The sequence below is a fragment of the Acinetobacter sp. NIPH 1852 genome (assembly GCF_022549455.1).
In the GTDB taxonomy this organism is placed as follows: Bacteria; Pseudomonadota; Gammaproteobacteria; order Pseudomonadales; family Moraxellaceae; genus Acinetobacter.
In genome coordinates this window covers 179,856-203,197 of sequence record NZ_JAKZGG010000003.1, presented here as the reverse complement: position 1 = coordinate 203,197, position 23,342 = coordinate 179,856, and the positions used below count along the sequence as shown (strand labels likewise).

Sequence of the window (23,342 nt, the reverse complement as noted above, 5' to 3'; positions counted from 1 at the left end):
ATAATTTAGCATGCTATTTCGTATTAAAGCGCTTTCACAGTACCTGCAACATGAGGCTTTTTAGATTTCACATTACGAATCAAAAAGTCAGTTTGCTTGGCTTCAGTAGCAGTTAAAAATTCAACTTTTGAAGGCAAATACATTGGTAATTTGAACCAAACGTCAGCTTCATAAGCAACTGGAAGTTCCATGCTCGCTAATGCCTTTGCCTTACTCCACATCCCGTGTGCAATTGCTTGTTTAAAACCAAACGCTTTCGCAGTGATCGCATGAATATGAATCAGGTTAAAATCTCCTGAAATCTTCGCATAACGGCGACCTGTATTTTCTGAGATGTCCCATTCTGCTTGAACTTGATAAGCAGGTGCTTGAGTCTCTTTGGCTTTCTCAGCCGCTTTTTTCTCAGTTTTTTGGCGAGATAAGTAAGTGGTTAAGCTTTCCATTACCACTTCACCACCGACTTTAGCTGTCGTGATAAAATCAAACTGTAAGCCTTTATCATGTGGCTGAAGTTCACCGAATTTGCATGACAAGGTAATTTGTTCATTTACACCAATTTTGCGTGTCTGTTTGATTTGGTTGCGGATATGAACCAACCCCAAAATCGCAAATGGAAATGCCTCACTGGTCATCATGTGCATTTGTAAACTTTGAGACAAAACAGCTAAATAAATCGCGGGTACGAAACCATCATTTTTAGAGCCACAGATTTCGTTGTAGCTTTCTAAATGCTTCGCATCAATCTGAAGTGTATCCACGACATATTCGACTTGTGGAAGTACTTTTTCGCCTTTTGGCTTTTTGAAAATTAAACCTTGAATGACTTTTGGATAAGCTAAGTAAGGTTTTGGTAATTGACTAAAATGACGTGTATTCATAATAAACCTTTTTATATTTTAGGAATCCTCCCCACCCCTCCTTTCATAAAGGAGGGAGTTTCCGCAAATTATATAGGTTTTAATTTTTAGGAATTCCCCTCTTGTTTAAAGAGGGGTTAGGGGAGATTTTAAGACTCTGGTGATTAAGCACCTAATAAGCTTTGACCACATACGCGAACAACGTTACCCGTCACACCTGTTGAACCCGTAGAAGCATACCAAGCAATCGCTTCAGCCACATCTACAGGTAAACCACCTTGGTTCATCGAGTTCATACGGCGACCTGCTTCACGAATCGCGAAAGGAATCGCAGCCGTCATCTGAGTTTCAATGAAACCAGGTGCAACAGCATTGATGGTAATGCCGTTCTTTAATGTTGGCGCAGTAAATTTCACTAAGCCAATCACACCTGCTTTAGAAACAGCATAGTTAGTTTGACCCAAGTTACCTGCAATACCACTGATTGATGATACACAAACGATACGGCCATTTGCATTTAAACCGTCATTTGATAGTAAGTAATCGTTAACACGCTCGATCGCAGACAAGTTAATGTTGATCACAAGATCCCAAAGCTCTGGCTTCATATTTGCCAAAGTTTTGTCACGGGTAATACCTGCGTTATGAACGATAACGTCTAAACCACCTTGTTTAGCAGCCGCAGTTTTGATTTTCTCACCAGCATCAGCAGCAGTAATATCGATCGCCAAAACTGAACCACCAATTGAACCTGCAACACGCTCAAGGTCAGCTTGCTGTTGTGGAACGTCCAAGCAAATCACGTGCGCGCCATCACGTGCAAGCACATGCGCAATCGCTTCACCGATACCACGGCTTGCACCTGTAACTAGAGCAGTTTTACCTGCTAATGGTTTCGCCCAATCTAAATCAACAGTATCAGCTTTAGAAACACGGATCACTTGACCAGATACATAAGCAGAACGCGGAGAAATTAAGAAACGTAAAGTTGATTCAAGATTCGCTTCAGCACCTTGATCGACATAAACCACTTGAGCAGTAATGCCCTTTTTAAACTCTTTGCCTGCTGATTTGACGAAACCTTCTAACGCACGTTGCGCAATCGCTTGTTTTACTGTTTTAGCAGTTTCAGGTGTTGTACCAATGACAATAACACGACCTGAGCTTGAAATTTGACGCGCGATTGGATTAAAGAAGTTATACAATTCTTTAAGTTGTTCAGAATCTTGAATACCAGAAGCATCAAATACAACCGCTTTAAATTTAGATTCTTTATCATCTGCATTAAGTGGACGAAGATTTAACCCTACTTTTGCGGCAGTTTGTTGTAATTCAACATTATTACCCACATAGCTATCTGCATGGATATTGCTAAGCACTTGAGCAATTGCGCCAGAAATTGTGCTTGAAGGTGCTGCGCCAAGCAAAACTGCACCATTCACAACTGGTTGAGCGCTTTCAAAACGATCTAACGAAACTGGTGATGGTAAACCTAGATTTTTTACGACAAATTTACCTAAAGGTGATTGCGTAAATGCTTGGTATTGATCAGTCATGGTTATTATCTCTCATACAAATGAATTTGTTACAAACACATGCATCATGTTAGTGAAATAACATGAAATCAATGTCTGATTGACTCACAACAAATCATACTTGAGTTCATGTTCCGATGTCTTGACCTGAATGTGGTCTAAAGCGTCATTCTAGTCAATACCGCAATATCGTAAATATGCTATTGTTATAGCAAGAATATCGCAATTATGCTTGGAAAAGCCTTATGAGCAAAACAACTCAAGAAAATCCAGCAGTCGAGAATTCTGCTCAAGAGACTGTGTCAAATACATCAAAAGCAACTCCTACCAAGAGTAAGAGTGCTGGCACGACTCCTAAAGCAGCAAGTACGGCAACTAAAACGACGCGCGTTCGTTCAGCTAGTCGTAGTACCAAAAGCACTGCATCTGCTACATCTACAAAAGCTGCTACAGCTAAAGTAACCAAACCTTCTGTTCAACAGGATAAAAAAACCATGAGCCAAAACAATGTTCGTCGTGTAGCCATTATTGGCGGTAATCGTATTCCATTTGCTCGCTCAAATGGCGCTTATTTTAAAGCCTCTAATATGGATATGCTAACGGCTGCATTAAATGGTTTAGTTGAACGTTTTAACCTACAAGGTCAGCGTTTAGGTGAAGTGGTTGCCGGTGCTGTATTAAAGCACAGCCGTGACTTTAATATGACACGTGAATGTGTTTTAAACACTCAACTTGCACCAGAAACGCCTGCTTTTGACATTCAACAAGCATGTGGTACTGGTTTACAAGCTGCATTCCTTGTTGCAAACAAAATTGCGCTAGGTCAAATCGAAGTCGGTATCGCAGGTGGTGTAGATACAACTTCTGATGCGCCTATCGCTTTCGGTGATGGTTTACGTAAAGCTTTACTTGAGCTGAACATCGCTAAAACAGGTAAAGATCGTTTAAAAGCACTCTCTAAAATCAATCTAAAAGATTTGATGGATGCACCTAAAAATGGTGAGCCACGTACTGGTCTTGCAATGGGTGATCATGCTGCAATCACAGCATTAGAATGGAATATTGCACGTGAAGCACAAGACGAACTTGCTGCTTCTTCTCACCAAAAAATGGCAAAAGCATATGAAGAAGGTTTCTTCGATGACTTAATCACACCATTTATGGGTTTAAGCCGTGATAACAATTTACGTGCTGACTCTACTGCTGAGAAATTAGCTAAATTAAAACCAGTATTTGGAAAGGGCGAAGCTGCGACGATGACAGCAGGTAACTCTACTCCACTTACTGATGGTGCTTCTTGTGTTCTTTTAGCTTCTGAAGAGTGGGCTAAAGCGAATGGTCACGAAGTCCTTGCTTACTTAACTTTCTCTGAAACTGCTGCGGTAGATTTCGTAGGTAAGAAAGAAGGCTTGTTGATGGCTCCTGCTTATGCCGTTCCACGTATGCTTGAGCGTGCTGGTCTTAAACTTCAAGATTTCGACTACTATGAAATCCACGAAGCTTTTGCATCACAAGTTCTTTCTACTTTGAAGGCTTGGGAAGATGAGAAATTCTGCAAAGAGCGTTTAGGTTTAGACGCACCTTTGGGTTCAATTGACATGAGCAAACTTAACGTTAAAGGTTCTTCTTTAGCGGCTGGTCACCCATTTGCTGCAACTGGCGGTCGCATCATCGCAACTGCTGCTAAATTATTGAATCAAAAGGGTTCAGGTCGTGTACTCGTTTCGATCTGTGCTGCTGGTGGTCAAGGTGTAACCGCAATTATTGAAAAATAATTTCTAAGCTGTTCAAAAAAGCTGAATCATTTGATTCAGCTTTTTTTATACATCAATAAAAAAGGCATCTTCTAAAAGATGCCTTTCAATCATTTATTTTATTTTCCGTACTGCTTTTTCAGATATTCAACAATCTTGGCTGATTCAAACATTTTCACGCCTGTATTTGGATCGACCAAATAAGGTACTTGAATATCCCGCCCCATCACTTCAACGGCTTTTTCACGCTTACCATTTGGCAATGGAATATATTGCCCCGGTTTTAAACGTAATATCGCTGGTCCCATATCTTGCCAACGCTCTTTGGGCACATTACGCAAAATATAAGGCAGCTCTAATTCAGTTAAAACTTCTCGAACCAAACGTGTATATGGACTCGCCTCAAAGCTCCACAACTCCAATAATTGCTCAGGTTCAGGACGATCAATAATCTGTTTATTAATCCAAACACCACGTGCTGCATTGGCAACAGTCGCTAGAGTCGACACATAAGGAAGCTTAGGATAATGACTAAATTTCTTCGGCGTCTGCCCTGTTTTTCCATAATGCTTAAAAAGATGATGAATAATTTCTTGTGATTCATAAAGCTGATCACCAGTATTCTCATCAATCAAAAATGGAAACTGTCTTTTTCCACCCTTTTCTTTTACGATCTTACGATATTTTTGACCACCTTTAGGACATGGATAAATTTCCACATCTAAATTCAATAAGGTAATAACTTCACGGACACGACGGCAAAATGGTGAACCTTCGAACTCATATAGCTTAATAGAATTTGTTGGTTGGTTCGGAAATGGAGTTCCTGATACTCCACGTCCACCCTCTATCAGCGTTGCGAGTACAGATTGTAAAACCTTAAATTGATGATTCACCATTTTAAGCATAGCGCGATCCTTTTAGCAGTCGGTCAGTTTTTCTTTTGCGATCACGATTCCATTATTATCCGCATAGATATAATCACCAGAATTGATCGTCACACCACCAAAATACAGTGCAATATCAACTTCACCTATGCCCTTACGGTTACTTTTTTGCGGAATTGCAGCCAATGCATGCACACCTAAATCAAGCTCTGCTATTGCATCCACATCGCGTACACAACCGTATATCACCACACCATTCCAGTGGTTCTTTACAGCAGATTCAGCGATCAAGTCACCCATCAATGCGCAACGCATCGAAGCACCACCATCAACAACCAATACTTTTCCAGTACCCTCTGTTGCTAAAAGCTCTTTTACTCGTGAATTATCCTCAAAACACTTCACCGTTACGATTTGCCCACCAAAAGTCTTACGTGCACCATAACTTTTAAAAAACTTACCATCCATCGATGGCGTTACTACTTGTAAGTCTTTTTCAGGATTATCATCTAACAAATCACACGTTACAAAAGCTGCTGTTGTCACTGAAGTTCTCCATTATTGGGTTTGTTGTATACTCAAATTATCGTACAGCTTAAAAGCCGCAGTTTGGGTCAAAGCTGAAACAAGCATAGTATGCGCCAGTTGCTCAGCGGTTACAGGCTTAAATTTAAACGGTTTCGTCCATTTTTTTTCAACCAATTTAAATAAGGTTTGTGCCATATCTTCTACAAAACGCATCTCACTGCGTTTACCAATTAAAAGCGAAGGTTGGAAAATAGATAGCTTATAAATAGATAAGCTTTTTAAGTAATCTTCTAGCTCACCTTTAACTTTATTATAGAAAACTGGTGAATTAGCATTCGCTCCTAAGGCACTCACAATTAAAAAATGAATATTTTTATCCTGAATTAAATCAGCAAAATGAGCGTTAATTTCGTAGTCTATTGCATAAAATGCTTGTTTTGATCCCGCTTGTTTGATCGTACTTCCCAGACAACTGAACGCATGGGTATAAGCATTGACATCCTCATCATTGAGTAAAAGTAAATCTTCTACAACAAGCTGCGTAACTTTAGGATAAGCGTCTAATATATCTGATTTTTTACGTACAACCACAGTGACAGAATGAAATTCATCAGACTGCTGTAACTCATTGACCAAGGCCTGACCTACCAAACCAGTTGCACCAATTACGATTGCTTTTTTATCACCGATGCTCATTTATAGTTCTTCCAATTCATCATTTAGATTAATGTAACGTTTTCTTGTGCGATTATCATCTGTTAAATGCACTTAAAAACATTACAAGGCTTGACTTCGGGGCGTAGTTTCCTCAAAATATGCCACTTGTTTACGGGCTGGTGAATGTTGCCAATTATTTGGTTTTAACTTCAGCCCGCCCAGACCAACTTATTTTTAAGGAGTGCACGAGTGGCAAACTCTGCTCAAGCTAAAAAACGTGCTCGTCAAAACGTTAAAGCACGCAAACACAACGCAAGCTTGCGTTCTATGGTTCGTACTTACATCAAGCGTACAGTAAATGCGATCGCTGCTGGTGACTATACAGTTGCTTCAGAAGCTTACAAAACAGCTGTTCCAGTAATCGACCGTATGGCTGACAAAGGCATCATCCACAAAAATAAAGCAGCTCGTCATAAGAGCCGCTTAAACGCACAAGTTAAAGCTTTGGCTAACTAATTTGATGCAAGTAAAAAAGCCCGTTTTCGGGCTTTTTTATTGTCTTTAATTTTTGATATAAGGCTGTAGCCCCGTACCCTCATCTTTTACTATTTTCATCAGCTTTTGACTGAACTTATAACTTTCTTCCAATAAGCCCAAATCATGCGCACGCGCTTTATTCTGTGTAAGTAATACTTTATGGTTCTGATAGCACCGCTCTAATTGCACTGTATCTTGACTCAAAGCAATCATCATCAGCTCAAAGCGAAAATCCAAATCAATCTTTATATCTGGCGGCATATCGCCATAAGCCCAAGCCTGTAGAGCTTGCAGTCGTCCTTGCCCCAAATGAAAAAAGATAAAATTGATATACGCATTTAGATTTCTAAAAAAATCCTGAATATCGGCTTCACTATCCCATCGCCCAATCAAGCTAAAACACACATCAGCACGCTCACCCGACGTTAAACACTGATAAATATCCATAGAACGTAAACGGAAAATTAAACGCTCAGGTAACTGTTCCTGTAAGTGTTGAGGAATAAAATAGTCGGTAAAATCCATTGCAAAGGATAGCATTGGACTCACTGTTAGTTTTCTTAGCACCATTTTTAACTGATAAAAAACACCAGCTTGCTTTTGCGTTAGCAGGAAACAGCGATAGCCCGTATCTAAAGCCAATTCAGGACGTCCTAAGTTTCCCCAATTAGCAATAAAGTCATGTGCAATATTAAAAACATCAAGTTGCAAGTCCTTGGTATAGGCTTGCTGCTCAAACCAATGGGTAATGAGTTGTTCAGCCTCTGGCATCGTTTTCGGTGCTTGAAAATGTCCATCTTCCCAAGCCAATATAGGTTGAGCATCGAGCTGCTTTGTTTGTTGAACCTCTAATGGTTCTAGTAGATAAGGTTGCAGCATTTGTTCAACTGCATTTTCTGGCGATTGCAATTCACCAATTGCCCACACATTATAATTTGGCTCATAAAAGCCAACCCCAGTTTCACGTACCGCCTCATAAAACACGCGGTACACTGCATCATTCTGTGCATCTTGAGCTAACGCTTTTAATTGAATAATGGCGCAGATATTTTGTGAGAATTCTTCTTTAATGCTCTGAATCCATTGCTGGGTTTGTTCAGGAAAAAAAGATTGATTTTGTGGGTCACAAATTTTATCCGCGAACAGTGAAAGCCATGCCCGTAGTGTTTTGCCATGACTAGGAATATGGCTATATTGTTGATGTAATTCAAATGCCACTTGATGTGAGTTATCTTCTGAGGGAACTTTACCTGTGAAAATTTCAGGCTCCCACAAATAAATCGTGTTTAATGACATATTTTTATCCAGTTATGTGTCTAATTTCTCTTTTTATTTTCATATAATGACGAATAAAAATGATTTTTAAAAGCAAATTCTTTATTTTTATAAGCAAGACCTATTGAAATTTCAATAGGTCTAATCTTCGCTTTATCACCAAAAGCAATCGTAATATTTATAAAGAGCCATATATCAAACGACTACTACCCGAACAATCCCCAAAGGTATCAAGGACTGACCGATAATGAGGTTACTAGCGCTAAGTTTTTCGCTGAAAGCCCCGTGAGCATTAAACTATGGTTAACAGCAGGAATAGTCCACTTTTGATTTGCTCCACCCGTACAAGCATAACGAATTAACCGTGCACGTTGATTTATTAGATTGCCACCCTCCAAATCAAAACATTGATTAGCTTGCTTAATTGTTTGGGATGATAAGTCCATCGACCAAACCTGAGTGCTCAGATCACGACCACATGACATGAGATTGATTACATTGCCTGCTGTCGTTGTTAAACATTGGTCCACATATTTTTTATTGTGAATTTTGCCTAGAGCATCATATATCCACTGTTCAGCATCATCCCCAATACAGCCGCTTGCAGCACTGATAAATACATTTAACTTGCCATTTTCTAATTGTTCCGCTTTTAGACAATGCGTTCGGTTCATCAAAGTCACAGCCGAATTCAGATTAAAGTCACTTTTTAATCCAAGCTTTTCAACAAATAAATGAAAGGCACTCACTGCGTCAGCATCGAGATTGCTTAGTTCTTCGTGATAAAGACTCATCCAGCGATTTAACCGATTCAAAGTTGTCTGTTGTTGAATATATCGAGACATTTCATTTTGAGCAGCAACTGAAAGTTGATCTTTAAATGGATGATACGAATCAAAAAGTAACTTTGACTCTGGAGATAAGCTCACCACAGCTTTCCCTTTATTTTCGAGTAGCGCCTGCTCAAATTGTGGCAATTCAATTGCTCTTAAAGCGGAATAGCCCTTTGCTTTACCTATTTCAACATAAGGCGCTACAGTCGTTATATCGTTCATCGGCACAATCATTGTTGACAGCAAAGTGGCTGCTTGATTGTCTTTTTTACAATATAAATTTACTTTCTGTGGAGCATCACTTTGTGCAAGGTTGATATGGAATTTATTTGCATGACTATTTGCATTTACCCGTTGCGGCGCTAGAGCAATATTTTGACTCCCTTTTGCGAACTGAATATTGAGCCAACAATTCGCTGTCACATTACTTGGATCAACCTGTGGCAAATCAAATACATTACCCCAGTTGCCTTTTGCCGCAGGATAAATCAATCCAATCTGATTATCTGGATCATACCCGCCCAAAATCGTATAAACAGGTACCCCAAATAATCGTGGCTTTAAATAGTTTCCATCAGCCCTGTTGTACCAAACATTTGATGAACGTGGTGTTTTAGGTTGAATAACCTCCATGATTCGAGTGGCTGAATTCCATTTTTTATAACCCGTTGGAGAGTTCACATCCCAAACATAACGATCAAGTGCAGGTTGAATTTTTGAATAAGTGCTATAGCCCGTATAATGTGTATATTTAGAAATACTACTGGTCGTTGCCCCGCCAGACATAGCATCCCAGCCATAAGCATATTTATTCAAAAAATTGGGTACACCATTATTACCATCGCCAAGATTTGTCGTGGTCCAATTTAAATTACTACGCATCTTATTTCTAAAGGCAATATACCCCCAACCACTATCGGCATGATGGGCTGCCCAAAACATATTCTCACCAACCGAACCTGGATAATGCCCTAATCCAAAATGATGACCAATTTCATGGCTAAACTCATTGCCCACAGAATCAATTAGCGTCAGCATGCCATTACCACCACTTAAACCATGTGTGACATCGCCATTGCTATATTTTCCGCGCGCATAATGCGCGATCACGCTTTGAGTAAGTTGTGGTTGTTCTTGACTTGCCATCGATGCACTGGTCACGCCCCAGTTCGCTAAGTTAATACCTACACCGAAGGTTGATTTAGCTGTGTTCTCACGCATATCACCACTATAGACATCACCCTGAGTAGCACTGGCAGTATCGTAAATAACACCACTTGCAACCATGACTTTATCAAGTTTAAGGTCATCGTACTTCGTTACAATCATGCGAGCAGCTGGAATGGTTTGGAAATAGTCCGTTCCAGCTTTCTCAGATGCTAACAACATATAATGACCATTTGATTTCGGCGGATCAGTTAGCAGACCCAAACGAATATTTTGTACAACTAGCTCAGCAGGTGCTGCGAAATCAAGATCTTCTGCACGTAGATCACCATTTCGCTGATTGAATGGATCTATGACTTTGATACTTAAACCTGCCCGAATCTCATCCCACTTTAAAGCAGCAGTCCATGCACGTTTTGAATAACTCACTGCTGGGCGTCCATCAGAATTGGATTGATCCGATGCAGCAATTTGCGAAGGTTCGGTTAAACGAATCGTTCTTAAAAGTTTATTTTCATAATAAATTTCGGCGTCTAAAGCCTGAATTTCCCCCATTTCTACTAATGGGGATACCAGCAACAAAGCCTCCTTTTCACTGGTCAGCCGTGGCATATAGTCTTTTTCATTGTTATTTGGATTGACTACATGGTTTTGTGCAAACTGAACCATCGCTGCAAAACTGCCATTTAAATCGTTTCGTAAAGTTCGAGTTTGACCCAATTTGTCATAATCATAAAAACCCAAAGTGGTCTCATCAATCATATCCCGATTCGATTCTGGATATTTATCCAATACAGAAGGAATCGTACTTTTATCATCCCCAGCTGCACTTTTTGTTTCCCCACTTCCACCACCACAAGCCAGCAACATAACTGGAAGTAGACAAGCTGTTAAATACTTAAGTCGCAATTGCATCACATTCCCCAAATTAAAATACAATGAATTATCGTTAGTGATAAATTTTGTGAAATAGTTAATTCAATAAAATCATATATTTATTTATAATATCAGCTTAATTTTATCGCTGTTAATTAATTTTTAAATTTAAAAGAGATAAAAACTTCTATACGAATGATGCCTGATCAACCAATATAGATTTTATTTATTTTGAAAATGCTCAATGATCAACTCTTGTTGCTTACCTCGCCAAATCCATTTCAATTTGCTGCTCGCAAAGTCCTCACCCTCAAACCACACAAATAAGCCCTCCATCATCTCAGGCCAGTCGGTTTGTTCAATTTGATTATTACCTGAAATGACAGCAATGATAGCCGCAAGGATGGTGTCATGGCTGACTGCCAAGCTTAAACCGTTATGATGGGTTGGATGTGTGTGATATAGCAGCTCCAGTACATCAAACACGCCCGTTATTGGATGTTTCATTCCTGGCAAGGCATTATTGACAAAACTATTAATAAAGCCCAATGCGCCTTGTTTACGAAAATATGGCGCGGCTTGTTGGATATCCAAAACAAAACTTCCGGGCTCTACCAGCAAACGTTGTTCTACGATTTCAATGGTATGGGTATTTATTGCTTTATGTACTCCATCGGCACCTTCAATCATTAAAGCGGCTGTATCAACACAACGTTGAATCGGACTAGAAATACAATGTTGGATGACGCGATCTGTATTTTGAATTAAATACTCTCCCCATGCATAAGCCAAATCACGTCCAGATTCAGTCAACTGCAGATCATATCCTGCCAAACCTTGTCCACTCAGCAATTCACGCAAAGAATGGCGAGTAAACAAAGTCACAGGTGTTGAAGCATTGGGGAGCAGATCAATTGCTTCAAACATACTTTTCGGCAATAAATGCAGGGCCATATTTAACATCAAAAAGTGAAATCTATTCCACTATAGCATGAGCTAAATAACTCTCAATCTAAAATGCCCGAATGACTCAAAGCATCATAAGCAATCATTTTGCAATCCTGATCCCTAAATGCGATAAAACCGCCATTCAATACCGTTTCACGCTGATTATATAAAAATGGCTTTCCAGCCAAGGTCATTAATCCACCACCAATACTTTCTAAGAAGGCTTGCCCCGAACTGGTATCCCATTCAGAAGTTGGATGAAAGCGCGGATAAATATCAATTTCTCCCTCTAGCATCATACAAAACTTATATGCACTCCCCGCTTCACGACGAATCACTTCATGCTGCTGCAAAATCGGTTCAATAAAATTTTTATATTTGGGGTTTTTACTATTGTGGCTCAGCCCTACCTGAATCGGTGCTGTATTATCATGTTTTTCAATTTGATATTGAAACCATTCTTGGCGGCTAAAACTGTATTTATATGGAAGTTGTGAATGATAACCAATGTACATCACTTGCTCACATGGCACAGCGATGATCGCAAATGTGGTCTGATGATTTTCAATCAAACTGAGATTAATGGTAAATTCATCACGTTCATGAATAAACTCTTTGGTACCATCTAATGGGTCAAGCATCCAACAACGTGGCCATGCTTGTCGTGCTGAATAATCACTTTCTTCTGATAAAACAGGTAAATCAGGGCTAATTTCAGCTAAACGCTTCAATATAAAGTGATTTACTTTCAAATCTGCCTGTGTCACAGGAGAATCATCACTTTTTTCCTGAATATTAAACTCACCACCCGCACAATAATTTTGATATTCTTCCAGTAATATTTGACTGGCCTGCGCCATAATTGGAACAAGTTGCAAGATGATGTGATCTTGTGGGGCAAGCGTTTTAATAAACATAGATCAACCTTATGTCATATTCAGATTTACAGCAGCCAACGATCATGTTTGATATGGATGGCACATTACTTGATTTAGCTTTTGATGATTTTATCTGGAATCATTGTTTGCCTGAGCGCCACGCTCAAGTCCATCAATGCAGCATTGAGCAAAGTCAACAGACACTATTTCAATTCTACCAACAACATAAGCATACACTATCTTGGTATTCTTCGGCATATTGGACGGCTAAAGTCGGTGTTGATGTATTGCAACTACAATATGAGCATCGAGATAAAATCCAAGCGCGTATTGGTTGCCATCAACTTCTCGAAAAGCTGACTGCGCAAGGTTATCGTTGCTGGTTATTGACCAATGCTGATCGGGCTGGATTACAGCTTAAACTTGAAAATGTTGAACTTAGCCCTTACTTTGAATTAATGATCAGTAGCGAGGAGTTAGGCTACGCCAAAGAAGATGTAGAATTTTGGCAGAAGCTTCAACAACTTCACCCTTTTGATCCTGCTCGTGCGGTATTTATAGATGATACCGCTGCAGTGCTTAAAGGTGCAGAAAATTTTGGTATCACCCAGTTATTTAGTATCTTACAACCCTCTAGTAGTAAAGCTGCAAGAGTCGCAACTGAGCTACCATATCCTGCCCTTGACCATTTAACTGAACTCTTTGATTATCTTGAAAACGCACAGGTAATAGATGCCAAAACAGCATGAACCAACAAGCATGGATGCCATGCGGATTGATAAATGGCTTTGGGCTGCACGTTTCTTTAAAACTCGCTCAATCGCTAAAGCTGCCATAGAAGGCGGAAAAATACATCACAACAATGAGCGCGTCAAAGTATCAAGAGATGTGCGTGTTGGGATGCAACTCACCATTCAACAAGGTTTTGAGAAGAAAACTGTACTAGTCAAAGCCCTTTCAGCTGTACGCGGTGGCGCGCCAATGGCACAGCAACTTTATGAAGAAACCACTGAAAGTATCGAAAAACGAGAGTTGCAAGCCTCACAGCGAAAATTGCATAATCTAGCCCGACCAGATCATCGACCGAGTAAAAAAGATCGTCGAGATATCAATCGTTTTAAACAGGAAAATACGCAATCATGGACATTCCCTGACGAGTAAAATTTCCGAATTATAGGTGCGTCATCTCGTGTCGCATAGACACAGATACGATGTAGAATAAACCACTAGAATCTGCCACTATACTCAAGTCCCAACAAGTTGAGATTCAATACATCCACTTGGGTTAGTCGTTAAGAAGATAAAGTTTTGAGGTTTTGAGATGGATGATAATAAAAGCAAAGCGCTACAAGCTGCATTGAGCCAAATTGAGAAACAGTTTGGCAAAAATACAGTAATGCGCTTAGGCGATAATACGGTACTAGCAGTTGAAGCTGTTTCTACAGGTTCTCTAACGCTAGATATCGCATTAGGGATTGGTGGATTACCTAAAGGTCGTATCATCGAAATTTACGGCCCAGAATCATCTGGTAAAACCACCATGACATTGCAAGCCATTGCACAATGTCAAAAAACTGGCGGTACCTGTGCATTTATCGATGCTGAGCATGCTCTAGATCCTGAATATGCACGTAAACTCGGTGTAGATATTGATAACCTACTGGTTTCTCAACCAGACAATGGCGAACAAGCCTTAGAAATCGCAGACATGCTCGTTCGCTCGGGTGCGATTGACATGATCGTTGTCGACTCGGTTGCTGCCCTTACTCCAAAAGCAGAAATTGAAGGTGAAATGGGCGACTCTCACATGGGCTTACAAGCGCGTTTGATGAGTCAGGCTTTACGTAAAATCACAGGTAATGCAAAACGCTCGAACTGCATGGTGATCTTCATTAACCAAATTCGTATGAAGATTGGTGTAATGTTTGGTAGCCCTGAAACCACAACAGGTGGTAATGCGCTTAAATTCTATGCGTCTATTCGCTTAGACATTCGTCGTATCGGTGCAGTCAAAGAAGGTGATGAAATTACGGGTAATGAAACAAGAGTTAAAGTTGTTAAAAACAAAATGGCGCCGCCTTTTAGAGAAGCTGTTTTCCAGATCATGTATGGCAAAGGCACCAACCAATTGGGTGAACTTGTTGATCTAGCGGTTCAACAAGAAATTGTCCAAAAAGCAGGTGCATGGTATTCATACAAGGGCAACAAGATCGGCCAAGGTAAAAACAACGTGATTCGTCATTTTGAAGAGAATCCGCTTATCGCTCAAGAGATCGAGAAGCTTATTCGTGAACTGCTTTTAACCAAAAATAAAGAAACAGTGCAAACTGAAGATGAAAAAGAACCGGATTTGTTAGAAAGCTAAGCCAAAACGCCCTTCGGGGCGTTTTTATTTCAGAGGGAAAGAATGTTTAACACCCATAAGTCAGAGAAGCCTAAAACACTCACAGGACAAAGACTCCGCTCCTATGCTTTTGCTCTATTGACTCGCCGTGATTATTCACAGGCTGAGCTCATTGAGCGTCTCAACCGATATGCAGCTAACCCAGCAGAAGTGAATGCTTTAGTTGCAGAATTAGCGCAGCAAAACTATCAGAGTGATCAACGTGTAGCCGAACTCACACTTGCAAGCCAAATTCGAAAAGGAAAAGGTTTACAGCGCATTAAACAGGCGCTAAAAAGCAAACAACTCGATGCTGAACTGATTACAGATGAATTAAATGAAGTTAATTGGCTTGAGCAAGCGTATCAACTAAAGATCAAAAAATTTGGACAAGAAATTACCAAGGATCCAAAAATCAAGGCAAAGCAGATTCGTTTTTTACAGTATCGAGGTTTTGATATTGATGTGATTCTAAAAGCGATTGCTCGAACGAGCGATGAAGAATAAGTAGAAATAAAAAAATGGTGGCAACCCTACCAGCATGACTTCGGCACATCATAATTCTACTACCGTTGCTACCTTCCGGTCCTGGCGGGGTTCGTAGAGTACAATTGCGAAGCTACCAGCAGGGCTACCATTGCAAGACAAAGTATAGAGATTTTTATTTGAGTTGCAAGACTTGTCTCTGTTTTTCAGTGAGTTTTTAGCTCAACCGTCTAATTCCTCATCAATTACCATCGTGTTAATCATCCATTTTCAAAAGATGTATAAACATTGAACAATAATAAGCCGATTCCTAGCAAAAGTGCTTGAAGATTGTAAATGCTTATTGCATTTAAACGAGTTGCTGTTTTAATGACTTAATCAGAACCTATATTCGCTGTGTTACATGTAAAGAATGAAGACTTGTTCGCTCACAGCTTTATTTTTCAACTTAATGGATAAATTTTCATGCTAAAGAAGCATTCTGTACTTTTTGTTGCCTTACTCAGCAGTGCACATTTATATGCCAATGTCCCAATTGAATCTCGAGCATTAAGCCAACAGTCTGCCAATACTGGCAATACCGCAAACGTAGGTTCAAACTTAAACTGGGATCTCATCCAGAAGAATCAAAGACTCGAAGAAGAAGTTCGTAAGTTGCGCGGTCAACTCGAAGAGCATGACAATGCCATTGAGCAACTCAAAAAAGAACTCACAAATCGCTATACTGATTTAGATCAACGTTTAGAATTACTATCTCAGAAGATTGATCCTCCTGAGGAACATGCAGACGAACCGATTGATGCTTCGCAACCCGTTTCAAATACCGTTACTGCAAGCACACCTGTTGAAGCGCAGCCTCAACCAAGTGCAGCAGCAGCCAATATCAATGCAAACAATCAACTAGAGTTAGAAAAAGCCGCGTATACGGTGGCACTAGATGCATACAAACAAGGTGGCGCGAAACAAGCCATTCAGCCGATGCAAAATTTCATTAAAAACCATCCCAACGGAATTTATATTGGGAATGCATATTTTTGGCTGGCAGAGTTTTATCTCGCGATTACTCCAGCCAACTATACTGCTGCCAAACAAAACTATAATACCGTCGTAAATAATTATCCAAACTCTGCTAGAGCGTCTCGCGCACTATATCAACTGTATAGCATCGCAAATGAAGTGGATAAAAATACAGCACAAGCCAATCAATACAAAACCAAGTTGTTGGCTCAATACCCGCAATCAGAAGAAGCTAAATTTATCCAAAAGAAATAATTTTCATCACTGCATAAAAAAAGCCAGTTTTCTTAAAACTGGCTTTTTTACTTCAATCAAACTTATTTGATTTCCGCTTGCGATTTTAAATATTCAGTATAGTCATCCAAAATTTGTTGTCCGCGGAACTGCTGATAAAGCTGTTTCAACTCTTTCAACTCTTCTGCTGGCAAACCACTTGCTATACTGCTATCAACTTTTGAAACCGCGACAATCACCAGCTCGTTTGGTAGCTTCGTCGCCGTTGCAGACCACATCCCGTCTTTGCTTGGTGCTGCAAGACTAAAAGCAGCACGCTCAATCGCACGTTTCAAGCCTTGAGAGCGTGCAAATGTACCTGCATTTTCAAAAGTCACTTGTGATTTTGCAATCACTTTGGCAGCCGATTGAGTCTTAAAGTCAGCTAAGGTTGTCGCAACTTTTGCTTGGGCTGCTTTATAAGCCTTCTCTTCAATCACTTTCGCCTTCACTTCTGCTGTGACCTGCGTCAAAGGTTTCGTACCTGCTGGATGATAATCACGAACTTTGATCCAAATACTATCCCCATTCGCCAATTGGATACTAGATGATGCATTTCGATCACCATTTTTCACATCATCACTAAACAGTTTTGCTTTAACACTTAAATCACTTAACACTGGATCTTGTGTTGCTAAAGTCACTGTTTTAGCAGATTGAATACGCGCACCCTTAACCTCTTGCGCAACCACATCTAAAGAGTCACCGCCTACAACCATTTCATTTAGGTTATTGACCGTGTCACTAAACAAGTTAGCAATCTTAGTTTTTTCAACTTCTGCGGTTAAACGTGCTTTTTCAGATTCAAACGATGGAATGTTTGCTTCTGGTGCATTTGTCTCAATAATATGGTAACCATACTGCGTTTTTACAGGTTTAGAAATTTGTCCATTTTTCAAGCCATTTACAGCACTGTCAAAATCAGCTGAGAAAGCACCAGGCGCATAAGCTTCAACCAAACCACCTTGCCCTTTTGAGCTAGGGTCATCAGAGAATTGTGCCGCTGCTTGCGCAAATGTCATCCCTGCTTGGATTTTGGCATAAACGTCATTCGCAAGCTTTTGAGCAGCAGCATCACCGCGCTCATCAGCAGTAATCAAGATATGCTTAACTTCACGCTTTACATCTTTTTGTTGTTTTTCCACAAATGCTGCATAAGCTTGTTTTAAATCTGCCTCTGTTACTGCTAGATTTGCTTGAGGAAGCAACGCTGGACTTAGAACCACATAATCCACATCAACACTTGCAACTTGCTTAAATTCATTTTTATGCTTGTTGTAGTAATCAGTGATTTCTTGGTTTGTCGCTGTTACCCCTTTCTTGTAGTCATCTAATTTGATACTTGCTAAATGCAATGTGCGCTGTTCTGTTTGCAGATTTGCTAATTGCTGCAAATCAGACTGACTGACCAATGCATACTCCATCAGCGTTGATGAAACCATCTTCAAAGCATGATCTTGGCGCAGACTCGCGATCAAGCCCTGATTGGTCATGCCAGCAGAGCGTAAATAGTTTTCGTATAATTGTTGAGAAAATTTTCCATTTTCCTGAAAACCAGGCTGTTGAGCCAACATTTGCTCAAGCTGCACATCACTTAAAGAGATACCTAATTTATCTGCTTGTTGCGACAACAAACTACGTGCAACAAGTGCATCTAATGCTTTTTCCTGAATAACAGGAAGATTTAACAGTGACTCATCGCCCTGAACCAAAGATAAATATTGATCTTTATAATTTTTGATCGCACTTTCTAATTCTTTCTTAGAAATATCCTGACCATTTACCGATTTGGCAACATCTACTCTATTGCCGCCACTAAAATATCCTTCAATACCTACAAGTGCTAAAGGGGTCAAAAACAAAACTAATAGGACTTTGCCAAGCCAACCCTTAATGACTGTACGAAATGATTCCATAAGTATTCCAATATTTTATTTCGGGGCAATTTTAACTGAAAAACCAAAGTGAATGAATGCCGAATGAGGATCAAATTAATTTTTTCATTCGATAAATAAAAAACGCACCCAAAATGGTGCGTTTATTGATTTAGAAAGATTACGCAACCGAATCTTTTAAACCCTTACCAGCTTTGAAGCTAGGTACTTTGCTTGCTTTGATTTGAAGCTCTTCACCAGTTTTAGGATTACGACCAGTACGTGCAGCTCGTTCTTTTACGCTAAAAGTACCGAAACCAACTAAAGTAACCGTATCACCTTTTTTAAGTGCTTCAGTGATTGATGCGATTGTCGCGTCAAGTGCCTTACCAGCATCCGACTTAGACACTCCCCCTTTTTCAGCGATCGCATCAATTAATTCTGATTTATTCATGATAAAAAATATCCTCTTAATATCGTTTGTTAAGATCCAAGGCTATAGTTTAAAAGGCCATGCAGCCTTTATAGCAATGCTTTAGGGGAGAACGCAATACTAGAAAGACCTTTTAATTAAAATAAATACCGAAATACGACATAAACGGACGAGTTGCTCGCAATTTTTTTACTTTTTATTCAATTTAGCCTTAAGTTGATCATTTTCTTCGATTAAAGCGTCGACTTTAATATGTAGTTGCACCAATAACTGTTCGATATGCTGAAGATCCTTCGGCGTCACTAATCCAATTCGATTTAAAGAGTGATTCACCCCACTATCTAAAATCTTTTCAACCTTATCTTTGGTATCCGTGACAGACTCTTTTGCTTTTTCTGTAACCTTACCTACAGTATTGTCAGCAAAATCTACTGTCTTTGACTCCAACTCTTCGCCAACTTTAACCAATGAGTCGAATAATTTATTTCCTTCTTCCTCAGCGCGAGAAAAAGCCCCTAAACCTGCTAGCCAAATTTGTTGTGTGTATTTTTTAAAATCGAGTGCCGATTTCTTGGAACTCTTTGATTTTAGCTTAGTTCCTGCCTCTGTTTCTTCACTCACATTTTCTCTACTTGCCTTATCCATGAACCATTACTCCTAAGCACTTTACAAACAACATGTCGTATTTAACCATAAAAATGTTTTTATAATATCAAAATTAGGACTTGATCGTTTTAAAAAACTGTTCTACAAAGCAATATAGTCGTGTAAATTGTTTTTAACAGTTGAGTAAGGATACTCAAGTTTACAGGCTTTGTTTTTTGGACTAACTGGTAAGGAAAAAGAGACTTATGCGTGATACGCAACAAAGACATAAACACCCACATTTGTTGCTAAACATTGTCATCATTGTTTTAGAAACTTTTTTCTCTTTCATCCTCACACATGATGCTGCACTACGCTTGCAAGCAAAAAAGTTAATTGATCAAAAAATTACGATTCGTATTAACAGCTACATTCCTTTCTTTGACTTTTATATTCAATTCACAGAAAAAGGCCTGTTGTTTGATATGAAAGCACTCGATCGAAAAGTAGATTTAGAAATTAATAGCACACTTATCGATCTTATTAAAATCTTTGTGTTTAACAATCAACGTAGTATTAACAATATGCGTATTTTAGGCGATGCAACGCTCGCTGAACAATTTACCGATTTAGTTCCTCATTTCACTTTATCGAGCATATTGGTTAACTGGAAACAATGGTTGAACAGCTTTGGTGATGATGCAGATACAATTGCGTCGCAGCATCGTATTGCTCCATTACTCGACAAAATTGATCAACAACGTTCCGAAATCAACACATTACTTGTAGAGGTAAAGCAACATCAAAATCGTATTCTCCGTCTACAAAAACGGCAACGTTTGATCAATCTCGGCTTCGCTGTATTGAGCTTTATTTTTATTGCTTTTTTTGTTTATAATGCGTGGATACAATAAATCCAAGTTAATTTACTTTTCACCTGCACAATGGCAATTAAAAAACTTGACTATTTTAGTCGGAATTCATAAAATTTAGACATCTAGTCTAACCATGTGTATCGAATCATGCGCCTTACTACTCGCGGTCGTTACGCAGTGACTGCTCTACTTGATTTAGCTTTGCAGCCAACTGAACAAACGATCACGCTTGCTGAAATAGCAAATCGTCAATCCATCTCAGTCGCTTATCTAGAACAGTTATTCGCAAAACTCAAACGACACGGCTTAGTTTCAAGCGTTCGTGGTGCAAATGGCGGATATCACCTTGCCCGAAAAGCAAGTGAAATCACAGTACTAGCAATTATTGAAGCTGTAAATGAAACTGTCGATGCGACACGTTGCGACCATAAAGGTAACTGCCAAAATGGTGCAATGTGTTTAACGCATGACTTATGGCAAGAACTCTCCCACCATATTGCCGATTATCTTGCAAAAATCACTCTTGCCGATCTAATCGCTCGTGACAACGTGCAAACCGTTGCAGTCCGCCAAAATTCAGTAAGTTTAGATTCAGCCCTTCTATCGGTTACAGGTATTTGACATGAAACGTCCAATTTATCTTGATTACGCAGCAACCACTCCCGTACTTCCTGAAGTTGCGGAACGTATGATGGAATGCTTAACCTTCGAAGGGTCTTTCGGTAACCCTGCTTCACGTTCGCATGCTTATGGTTGGCAAGCTGAAGAAAAAGCTGAATATGCACGTGAGCAAGTTGCGAATCTAATCAAAGCAGATCCACGCGAAATCGTTTGGACTTCAGGTGCAACTGAATCAGACAACTTGGCTCTAAAAGGGATTGCCCAATTTTACGGTTCAAGAGGCAAACACATCATCACAAGTAAAATCGAACACAAAGCAGTGTTAGATCCTTGTCGTGAACTTGAAGAACAAGGTTTTGAAATCACCTATTTAGAACCAGAACCACGTACGGGTTTAATTACTCCTGAAATGGTTCAGGCTGCATTGCGCCCAGATACGATTCTTGTTTCATTAATGATGGTCAATAACGAAATTGGTACAGTAACAGACGTTGCTGCGATCGGTGAATTGACACGTGCCAACAAAACCTTTTTCCATGTTGATGCCGCTCAAGCAGCAGGTAAAGTTGAAATTGATCTTTCAACCATGAAAATCGATTTAATGAGTTTCTCAGCACACAAAATTTATGGTCCTAAAGGTATTGGCGCACTCTTCGTTCGCCGTAGTCCACGTGTTCGCCTTAAAGCACAAGTGCACGGTGGCGGTCATGAGCGCGGTATGCGTTCGGGCACTCTAGCGACACATCAAATTGTGGGTATGGGTGAAGCTTTTGAAATTGCGGGCAAAAACCTGCAAGCAGAACAAACGCGTATTCGTCAGCTACGTGACAAGTTATGGAATGGCTTACAAGACCTTGAACAAGTGTTTTTAAATGGCCACCAGACTCAAAGCGTTGCAAATTATTTAAATGTCAGCTTCAACTTTGTTGAAGGTGAATCCCTAATGATGGCACTAAAAGATGCAGCGGTTTCAAGTGGTTCTGCTTGTACCTCTGCAACACTAGAACCATCATACGTTTTACGTGCTTTAGGTTTATCTGATGAGTTAGCACATAGTTCTATCCGTTTTAGTTTTGGCAAGTACACAACTGAAGCAGATATCGACCACGTGTTAACAATTACCAAAGCTGCTGTTGAGAAATTGCGTGAACTTTCTCCGCTTTGGGATATGTATAAAGAAGGTATTGATCTTTCAACAGTTGAGTGGGCTGAACACTAATTCATTGAACATACAATTGAAAAACGTGTTTTAACCCTCATATTAATATTAGGCTGACCCCGAGGTTTGGAGAAGCGACATGGCTTATAGTGAAAAGGTAATTGATCATTACGAAAATCCTCGTAATGTTGGTGTTTTAGATAAAAATGCTGAAAATGTAGGTACAGGTATGGTTGGCGCACCAGCGTGCGGCGATGTCATGCGTCTACAAATTCAAGTCGATGACAATGGTGTTATTGAAGAAGCGCGCTTTAAGACTTATGGCTGTGGTTCTGCAATTGCATCAAGCTCCCTTGTAACCGAATGGTTAAAAGGCAAGACGCTAGATCAAGCTCAAGCAATCAAAAATATTGATATTGCTACTGAGTTAGCACTTCCACCAGTAAAAGTACACTGTTCTGTATTGGCTGAAGATGCGATTAAAGCTGCGATTGAAGATTATCGCGGCAAAAAAGTTAAAGCTTAATTGATGACCGATCAAACATTGGAGTTTTCATGATCCATTTAACTGAAAATGCTGCAGCTCATATCAGCAATTACCTTCAAAATCGAGGTAAAGGTGAGGGCATTCGTGTTGGTGTGAAAACTTCAGGTTGTTCCGGCTTGGCTTATGTGCTCGAATTTGTTGATGACATAGACACACATGATCAAATTTTCGAACAATCTGGTGTTAAAGTTTTTGTCGACCCTAAAAGCTTAGTTTATCTCGATGGTCTAGAAATGGACTACGTGAAAAACGGCTTAAATGAAGGCTTTGAATTTAGCAACCCAAATCAAAAAGGTGAATGTGGCTGCGGTGAATCCTTTACTGTTTAATTCCACGCTCCTTTCTTTCTTCTCGTCA

Annotated in this window: 24 protein-coding genes and 1 other RNA gene; 12 read left to right on the top strand and 13 right to left on the bottom strand. The window is 39.7% G+C overall.

The genetic code is table 11. The features are described from left to right. Positions 1 to 23 precede the first annotated feature (23 nt). Both MMO38_RS04155 and MMO38_RS04150 read right to left on the bottom strand, forming a co-directional pair. Complete coding sequence (locus MMO38_RS04155; RefSeq protein WP_241322660.1) at positions 24 to 878, bottom strand: MaoC/PaaZ C-terminal domain-containing protein; 855 nt, start codon at positions 876 to 878, stop codon at positions 24 to 26. Positions 879 to 1,021: 143 nt separating this feature from the next. Then, positions 1,022 to 2,413: a 3-oxoacyl-ACP reductase gene (locus tag MMO38_RS04150; protein WP_004671554.1), complete on the bottom strand. Its 1,392-nt coding sequence runs from the start codon at positions 2,411 to 2,413 to the stop codon at positions 1,022 to 1,024. 224 nt (positions 2,414 to 2,637) lie between these two features. On the opposite strand from MMO38_RS04150, the gene MMO38_RS04145 reads away from it, so the two are divergent. Further along, on the top strand, positions 2,638 to 4,167 hold the full coding sequence (locus MMO38_RS04145) for an acetyl-CoA C-acetyltransferase (protein ID WP_241322659.1): 1,530 nt from the start codon (positions 2,638 to 2,640) through the stop codon (positions 4,165 to 4,167). 98 nt (positions 4,168 to 4,265) lie between these two features. On the opposite strand, the gene MMO38_RS04140 is transcribed toward MMO38_RS04145, so the two are convergent. Genes MMO38_RS04140 through MMO38_RS04130 form a run of 3 tightly spaced genes read right to left on the bottom strand, consistent with a single transcriptional unit; the run spans position 4,266 to position 6,257 of the window. After that, a complete protein-coding gene (locus tag MMO38_RS04140) occupies positions 4,266 to 5,054 on the bottom strand; it encodes a glutathione S-transferase N-terminal domain-containing protein (RefSeq protein WP_241322658.1) in 789 nt (262 codons plus the stop codon). A gap of 12 nt (positions 5,055 to 5,066) precedes the next feature. Next, entirely contained in the window at positions 5,067 to 5,579 is a 513-nt protein-coding gene (gene rraA, locus MMO38_RS04135) for a ribonuclease E activity regulator RraA (RefSeq protein ID WP_005197327.1), read from the bottom strand. A 12-nt stretch (positions 5,580 to 5,591) separates the two neighbouring features. Then, complete coding sequence (locus MMO38_RS04130) at positions 5,592 to 6,257, bottom strand: NAD(P)H-binding protein (RefSeq protein ID WP_241322657.1); 666 nt, start codon at positions 6,255 to 6,257, stop codon at positions 5,592 to 5,594. A gap of 210 nt (positions 6,258 to 6,467) precedes the next feature. On the opposite strand from MMO38_RS04130, the gene rpsT reads away from it, so the two are divergent. Beyond that, a complete protein-coding gene (gene rpsT / locus MMO38_RS04125) occupies positions 6,468 to 6,734 on the top strand; it encodes a 30S ribosomal protein S20 (RefSeq protein WP_004671564.1) in 267 nt (88 codons plus the stop codon). A 45-nt stretch (positions 6,735 to 6,779) separates the two neighbouring features. Here the strand turns inward: rpsT and MMO38_RS04120 are convergent, their stop codons facing one another. The 4 genes from MMO38_RS04120 to MMO38_RS04105 form a co-directional block, all read right to left on the bottom strand. Then, on the bottom strand, positions 6,780 to 8,051 hold the full coding sequence (locus tag MMO38_RS04120; protein WP_241322656.1) for a hypothetical protein: 1,272 nt from the start codon (positions 8,049 to 8,051) through the stop codon (positions 6,780 to 6,782). Between the two features lie 209 nt (positions 8,052 to 8,260). After that, the gene (locus MMO38_RS04115) at positions 8,261 to 10,945 is read right to left on the bottom strand and encodes a M66 family metalloprotease (RefSeq protein ID WP_241322655.1); all 2,685 of its coding nucleotides are present in this window, start codon (positions 10,943 to 10,945) and stop codon (positions 8,261 to 8,263) included. A gap of 183 nt (positions 10,946 to 11,128) precedes the next feature. Beyond that, positions 11,129 to 11,860 carry a phosphoglycerate mutase family protein gene (locus MMO38_RS04110; RefSeq protein ID WP_241322654.1) on the bottom strand — a complete coding sequence of 244 codons (732 nt, stop codon included), beginning with the start codon at positions 11,858 to 11,860 and terminating at the stop codon, positions 11,129 to 11,131. Between the two features lie 53 nt (positions 11,861 to 11,913). Beyond that, a complete protein-coding gene (locus MMO38_RS04105; protein WP_241322653.1) occupies positions 11,914 to 12,771 on the bottom strand; it encodes a 3'(2'),5'-bisphosphate nucleotidase CysQ in 858 nt (285 codons plus the stop codon). 11 nt (positions 12,772 to 12,782) lie between these two features. On the opposite strand from MMO38_RS04105, the gene MMO38_RS04100 reads away from it, so the two are divergent. The 4 genes from MMO38_RS04100 (at position 12,783) to MMO38_RS04085 (ending at position 15,622) form a co-directional block, all read left to right on the top strand. After that, a complete protein-coding gene (locus tag MMO38_RS04100) occupies positions 12,783 to 13,481 on the top strand; it encodes an HAD-IA family hydrolase (RefSeq protein WP_241322652.1) in 699 nt (232 codons plus the stop codon). Further along, positions 13,465 to 13,893: a S4 domain-containing protein gene (locus MMO38_RS04095; RefSeq protein ID WP_241322651.1), complete on the top strand. Its 429-nt coding sequence runs from the start codon at positions 13,465 to 13,467 to the stop codon at positions 13,891 to 13,893. Before MMO38_RS04100 ends, MMO38_RS04095 begins: the two co-directional genes overlap by 17 nt. Before the next feature lie 160 nt (positions 13,894 to 14,053). Further along, positions 14,054 to 15,097: a recombinase RecA gene (gene recA, locus MMO38_RS04090; RefSeq protein ID WP_005197335.1), complete on the top strand. Its 1,044-nt coding sequence runs from the start codon at positions 14,054 to 14,056 to the stop codon at positions 15,095 to 15,097. A gap of 42 nt (positions 15,098 to 15,139) precedes the next feature. Continuing rightward, on the top strand, positions 15,140 to 15,622 hold the full coding sequence (locus MMO38_RS04085; protein ID WP_241322650.1) for a regulatory protein RecX: 483 nt from the start codon (positions 15,140 to 15,142) through the stop codon (positions 15,620 to 15,622). A gap of 24 nt (positions 15,623 to 15,646) precedes the next feature. On the opposite strand, the gene ffs is transcribed toward MMO38_RS04085, so the two are convergent. Then, an RNA gene (gene ffs / locus MMO38_RS04080) (signal recognition particle sRNA small type) lies at positions 15,647 to 15,743 on the bottom strand. A gap of 323 nt (positions 15,744 to 16,066) precedes the next feature. Between ffs and MMO38_RS04075 the strand changes: the two genes are divergently transcribed. Then, on the top strand, positions 16,067 to 16,873 hold the full coding sequence (locus MMO38_RS04075; protein WP_241322649.1) for a YbgF trimerization domain-containing protein: 807 nt from the start codon (positions 16,067 to 16,069) through the stop codon (positions 16,871 to 16,873). A gap of 62 nt (positions 16,874 to 16,935) precedes the next feature. On the opposite strand, the gene MMO38_RS04070 is transcribed toward MMO38_RS04075, so the two are convergent. From MMO38_RS04070 to MMO38_RS04060, 3 genes are all read right to left on the bottom strand, one after another. Then, entirely contained in the window at positions 16,936 to 18,807 is a 1,872-nt protein-coding gene (locus tag MMO38_RS04070; protein ID WP_241322648.1) for a SurA N-terminal domain-containing protein, read from the bottom strand. A 139-nt stretch (positions 18,808 to 18,946) separates the two neighbouring features. After that, positions 18,947 to 19,219 (bottom strand): HU family DNA-binding protein, encoded by a 273-nt coding sequence (locus MMO38_RS04065; protein WP_004639426.1) that lies wholly within the window; start codon positions 19,217 to 19,219, stop codon positions 18,947 to 18,949. A 168-nt stretch (positions 19,220 to 19,387) separates the two neighbouring features. Continuing rightward, on the bottom strand, positions 19,388 to 19,843 hold the full coding sequence (locus tag MMO38_RS04060; protein WP_004671587.1) for a phasin family protein: 456 nt from the start codon (positions 19,841 to 19,843) through the stop codon (positions 19,388 to 19,390). 206 nt (positions 19,844 to 20,049) lie between these two features. Between MMO38_RS04060 and MMO38_RS04055 the strand changes: the two genes are divergently transcribed. The 5 genes from MMO38_RS04055 (at position 20,050) to iscA (ending at position 23,314) form a co-directional block, all read left to right on the top strand. Further along, positions 20,050 to 20,697 carry a hypothetical protein gene (locus tag MMO38_RS04055; RefSeq protein WP_241322647.1) on the top strand — a complete coding sequence of 216 codons (648 nt, stop codon included), beginning with the start codon at positions 20,050 to 20,052 and terminating at the stop codon, positions 20,695 to 20,697. Between the two features lie 108 nt (positions 20,698 to 20,805). Continuing rightward, on the top strand, positions 20,806 to 21,279 hold the full coding sequence (locus MMO38_RS04050) for an Rrf2 family transcriptional regulator (RefSeq protein ID WP_004671589.1): 474 nt from the start codon (positions 20,806 to 20,808) through the stop codon (positions 21,277 to 21,279). 1 nt (position 21,280) lies between these two features. Beyond that, positions 21,281 to 22,498: an IscS subfamily cysteine desulfurase gene (locus MMO38_RS04045; protein WP_004671590.1), complete on the top strand. Its 1,218-nt coding sequence runs from the start codon at positions 21,281 to 21,283 to the stop codon at positions 22,496 to 22,498. 79 nt (positions 22,499 to 22,577) lie between these two features. Further along, a complete protein-coding gene (gene iscU, locus MMO38_RS04040; protein WP_004671591.1) occupies positions 22,578 to 22,964 on the top strand; it encodes a Fe-S cluster assembly scaffold IscU in 387 nt (128 codons plus the stop codon). Between the two features lie 29 nt (positions 22,965 to 22,993). Then, entirely contained in the window at positions 22,994 to 23,314 is a 321-nt protein-coding gene (gene iscA / locus MMO38_RS04035; RefSeq protein WP_004671592.1) for an iron-sulfur cluster assembly protein IscA, read from the top strand. Positions 23,315 to 23,342: the final 28 nt, after the last annotated feature.

What these genes read in the sequence shown, in the direction of transcription:
- MMO38_RS04145 (WP_241322659.1), top strand. Translation starts at nt 2,638, where the DNA reads ATGAGCAAAACAACTCAAGAAAATCCAGCAGTCGAGAATTCTGCTCAA.
- MMO38_RS04050 (WP_004671589.1), top strand. Translation starts at nt 20,806, where the DNA reads ATGCGCCTTACTACTCGCGGTCGTTACGCAGTGACTGCTCTACTTGAT.
- iscU (WP_004671591.1), top strand. Translation starts at nt 22,578, where the DNA reads ATGGCTTATAGTGAAAAGGTAATTGATCATTACGAAAATCCTCGTAAT.
- recA (WP_005197335.1), top strand. Translation starts at nt 14,054, where the DNA reads ATGGATGATAATAAAAGCAAAGCGCTACAAGCTGCATTGAGCCAAATT.
- MMO38_RS04045 (WP_004671590.1), top strand. Translation starts at nt 21,281, where the DNA reads ATGAAACGTCCAATTTATCTTGATTACGCAGCAACCACTCCCGTACTT.
- MMO38_RS04140 (WP_241322658.1), bottom strand. Translation starts at nt 5,054, where the DNA reads ATGCTTAAAATGGTGAATCATCAATTTAAGGTTTTACAATCTGTACTC.
- MMO38_RS04115 (WP_241322655.1), bottom strand. Translation starts at nt 10,945, where the DNA reads ATGCAATTGCGACTTAAGTATTTAACAGCTTGTCTACTTCCAGTTATG.
- MMO38_RS04110 (WP_241322654.1), bottom strand. Translation starts at nt 11,860, where the DNA reads ATGGCCCTGCATTTATTGCCGAAAAGTATGTTTGAAGCAATTGATCTG.
- MMO38_RS04120 (WP_241322656.1), bottom strand. Translation starts at nt 8,051, where the DNA reads ATGTCATTAAACACGATTTATTTGTGGGAGCCTGAAATTTTCACAGGT.
- MMO38_RS04075 (WP_241322649.1), top strand. Translation starts at nt 16,067, where the DNA reads ATGCTAAAGAAGCATTCTGTACTTTTTGTTGCCTTACTCAGCAGTGCA.
- iscA (WP_004671592.1), top strand. Translation starts at nt 22,994, where the DNA reads ATGATCCATTTAACTGAAAATGCTGCAGCTCATATCAGCAATTACCTT.
- MMO38_RS04060 (WP_004671587.1), bottom strand. Translation starts at nt 19,843, where the DNA reads ATGGATAAGGCAAGTAGAGAAAATGTGAGTGAAGAAACAGAGGCAGGA.
- MMO38_RS04150 (WP_004671554.1), bottom strand. Translation starts at nt 2,413, where the DNA reads ATGACTGATCAATACCAAGCATTTACGCAATCACCTTTAGGTAAATTT.
- MMO38_RS04065 (WP_004639426.1), bottom strand. Translation starts at nt 19,219, where the DNA reads ATGAATAAATCAGAATTAATTGATGCGATCGCTGAAAAAGGGGGAGTG.
- MMO38_RS04155 (WP_241322660.1), bottom strand. Translation starts at nt 878, where the DNA reads ATGAATACACGTCATTTTAGTCAATTACCAAAACCTTACTTAGCTTAT.
- MMO38_RS04070 (WP_241322648.1), bottom strand. Translation starts at nt 18,807, where the DNA reads ATGGAATCATTTCGTACAGTCATTAAGGGTTGGCTTGGCAAAGTCCTA.
- MMO38_RS04055 (WP_241322647.1), top strand. Translation starts at nt 20,050, where the DNA reads ATGCGTGATACGCAACAAAGACATAAACACCCACATTTGTTGCTAAAC.
- MMO38_RS04095 (WP_241322651.1), top strand. Translation starts at nt 13,465, where the DNA reads ATGCCAAAACAGCATGAACCAACAAGCATGGATGCCATGCGGATTGAT.
- MMO38_RS04105 (WP_241322653.1), bottom strand. Translation starts at nt 12,771, where the DNA reads ATGTTTATTAAAACGCTTGCCCCACAAGATCACATCATCTTGCAACTT.
- MMO38_RS04085 (WP_241322650.1), top strand. Translation starts at nt 15,140, where the DNA reads ATGTTTAACACCCATAAGTCAGAGAAGCCTAAAACACTCACAGGACAA.
- MMO38_RS04130 (WP_241322657.1), bottom strand. Translation starts at nt 6,257, where the DNA reads ATGAGCATCGGTGATAAAAAAGCAATCGTAATTGGTGCAACTGGTTTG.
- MMO38_RS04100 (WP_241322652.1), top strand. Translation starts at nt 12,783, where the DNA reads ATGTCATATTCAGATTTACAGCAGCCAACGATCATGTTTGATATGGAT.